At 69.4% G+C, this 3038-nt stretch carries 2 protein-coding genes and 1 pseudogene; 2 read left to right on the top strand and 1 reads right to left on the bottom strand.

Annotated elements, in window-relative coordinates; genetic code table 11:
• Positions 1–272, bottom strand: a pseudogene (locus I73_RS09870) (nitrogenase cofactor biosynthesis protein NifB); the annotation flags it as partial.
• A 360-nt stretch (positions 273–632) separates the two neighbouring features.
• On the opposite strand from I73_RS09870, the gene I73_RS27175 reads away from it, so the two are divergent.
• Both I73_RS27175 and I73_RS27170 read left to right on the top strand, forming a co-directional pair.
• Positions 633–2774, top strand: coding sequence for a TonB-dependent receptor (locus I73_RS27175; RefSeq protein ID WP_022980456.1), 2142 nt, complete (start codon positions 633–635; stop codon positions 2772–2774).
• Positions 2774–3038, top strand: a 265-nt coding sequence (locus I73_RS27170; RefSeq protein WP_040500138.1) for a PepSY domain-containing protein, incomplete at its 3' end; no start/stop codon positions are given. The genes I73_RS27175 and I73_RS27170, both read left to right, overlap by 1 nt.

The following is a 3038-nucleotide window of genomic DNA, read 5'->3' as shown; positions in this document are numbered from 1 at the left end:
TTGCAGTAGTTGCACTGGATGTTGCAGGCTGGGGCCACGGCCACGTGCATGCGGGCGTAGTGGTGGTGGGCCTCTTCCGAGTAGCAGGGGTGGTTCTTGACCTTGTCCCAGATCTCGGCGGGCATGTCGTCCGGGCCGGCGGACGTGCCGCAACTGGCCTTGCCGTCACCGCCGGTGGAGCCGCAGCCCCCTCCGGTCTCGACGACTTCGCTGACGGCTTGGCGACCTTTCTTCAGATCACCGATCGATACGAACGTGGTGTTGGCGGACATGGGGCACCTCGTGTGGTGGCAGGTGCGAGGTCCATTGCGAGAGCTGTGCCAGCCAACATCTCTTTTCAAATCAATGACTTGGCGCTTTTGTTCCGTTGATCACCGCTGTGCAGGTCATCACAAAAGCGACAAGCGGCCTGTTCTCTTCCATTCGCCCCCGGCACACCGACGGCATTGATGCGCGTCAAAGAGTCCCCTTTCCACGCGGCGGTCTATTTACTGATTGCAAATAATTGTCATTTACATTTGCGGATCTGTTGTACCTGCCGGCCCGCTGCAGCCCCATTGCTGCCGCCCCATGTGAGACCCGGCCACTTTCCCTTGCCCATGAAGACTTCTTCCCTCGCCCGACGCCGCCGGATGCTGCGACTTTCCCCCCTGTCCTGGGCCCTGGCCACCGCCGCCCTGGGGTCCACCGCCCACGCCCAGGCGCTGCCGGGCGGTGACAGTGCCGTGGCCGATCCAGCCTCCCCGGCGCCCCAGCAGGTCATCGTCACGGCCACCCGCAGCGGCAAGGCCCTGGACAAGATCCCCGGCGCGGTGGCGGTGATCAGCCGCCAGGACATCGACACCCAGTCTCTGGTCAGCGAGGATCCCAGCGCCCTGCTGGCCACGCAGGTGCCGGGCTACGCGCCCTCGCGCCAGAAGCTCAGCAGCTTCGGCGAGGGGCTGCGGGGCCGCAACGCGCTGCTGCTGCTCGACGGCATTCCCCAGACCAACCCCCTGCGCTACGGCGGCCGCGAGGGCTACTTCGCCGACGCCCTGATCATCGACCGCATCGAGGTGGTCAGCGGCGCGTCGGCGGTGCAAGGCATGGGCGCCACCGGCGGCATCATCAACACCATCACCCGCAGTCCCACCGAGACCGGCACCCACCAGACGCTGGAGCTCAAGGGCAGCAGCCAGGGCCGCAGCCACAGCCAGGGCTGGAAGGCCGGCTACATGCTGGAGCACCTGAGCGAGGGCGAGGACCCCTGGTCGGCTCTGCTGTATGTGGGCCGCCGCGAGCAGGACATCGGTACCGATGCACAGGGGCGCACGCTGGCCACGGAATCCCTGCACATGGCCAACGACGGCTTCCTGAAGCTGGGCCAGCGGGTGGGCTCGCAGCAGTTCCAGCTGATGGTCAACCAGTACCATGCCGACGGCTTCAGCGACTGGGTGGACGTGCCGGGCGACCGCAGCACCGGCCTGCCCACCACCTCGGCCCCGGGCAGCCTGGCCTGGGCCCCGCCCCGCAGCCGGGTGCGCTCGGCCAGCCTGGGCTGGGACGACGACGACCTGGCCGGCGGCATGGCCTCGGTGCAGCTGTTCAAGCAGGACTTCAGCGCCCGCTACAGCGGCGGCGTGATCAACACCTTCCAGGACGCCAGCATCGCCCCGGTGGGCACCCTGGTGGACCAGAGCCAGATCAACGCCGACAAATGGGGCCTGCGCAGCACCTGGGTGCGGCCCGACCTGGGCTGGCGCGGACTGGAGCTGACCACCGGCGTGGACCTGCTGCACGACACCTCGTCGCAGACCCTGACGATGACCGGTCGCACCTGGGTGCCGCCCCTGAAGTACCGCAGCCTGGCCCCCTTTGCCCAGTTGGAGTACAGCTGGGGCGACCTGACGCTGCGCGGCGGCCTGCGCCACGAGGACAGCCAGCTGGACGTGGACAGCTACACCACCCTGGCCTTCTACGGCAGCCGGCAGGTGGCGGGCGGCACACGCCGGTCCGACCAGTTCGTCAAGAACCTGGGCGCCGTCTGGCGCTGGGGTGACAGCGGCTGGTCCAGCTTCGCGTCCTACAGCGAAGGCTTCGGCATGCCGGACGTGGGCCTGATCCTGCGCGCGGTGAAGACCGCGGGCCAGTCGGTGGACAGCCTGGTCGATCTGCAGCCCATCCTCACCTACAACCGCGAGCTGGGCGTGGCCTGGCGGGGCGGCGCCGGCAGCTTCACCGCCTCGGTCTATGACTCGCGCTCCTCGCTGGGCAGCCAGATCACGGTCAGCAACGGCATCGGCTCGGTGCAGCGCGTGCCCATCGAGGTCAAGGGCTTCGAGTTCACCGGCCAGTGGCGGGCCGCGCCCGGGCTGACCCTCAACGCCCTGTATGCCCTGACCCGGGGCCGCACCGCCGCGTCGGCCGGCGCGCCGCTGAGCCTGGACCTGGGCGCCCGCTCGCAGGGACCGGACAAACTGGTGCTGAGCGGCCAGTGGCGCCTGAACGATGCGCTGGAGAGCCAGCTCACGCTGTCGCACTTCCAGCCGCGCGATGCCAACGAGGGCCAGTTCTCCGGCAGCACCTCGCTGGCCGAGCACTTCAGCGGCTACACCGTGGTGGACTGGGCCGGCACCTGGCACACCGCGCAGGGCGACTGGAGCCTGGGCGTCGAGAACCTGCTGAACCGCCAGTACTTCACCTACTACGGCCAGGCCAACTACTCCGGCACCAACGACGACTACTACGCCGGCCGCGGCCGCACCGTCACCCTGGCCTGGAAGCGCCGGTTCTGATGCGCTCGACCCGTCCCTGGTGGGTGTGGCTGCACCGCTGGGTCGGCCTGGTGGCCGGCCTGCTGATGGTCCTGCTGGGCCTGAGCGGCGCGCTGATGGTCTGGCAGACCGAGCTGGACCGGGCCCTCAACCCCGCTTGGCTGGGCCCGCAAGCCCTGTGCCCGGGGGCCGACCCCGGCACAGCCCGTCGCCGCCACGCTGGCGGTGCTGCAGCGCAGTGCCCCGCAGGCCCGGCCCGCCGTGGTGCTGGCGCCCGAGCAGCCG

Origin of the sequence: Ideonella sp. B508-1 (genome assembly GCF_000333615.1) — a bacterium.
GTDB lineage: Bacteria > Pseudomonadota > Gammaproteobacteria > Burkholderiales > Burkholderiaceae_C > Ideonella.
This window is presented reverse-complemented; position numbering and strand designations above follow the sequence as displayed.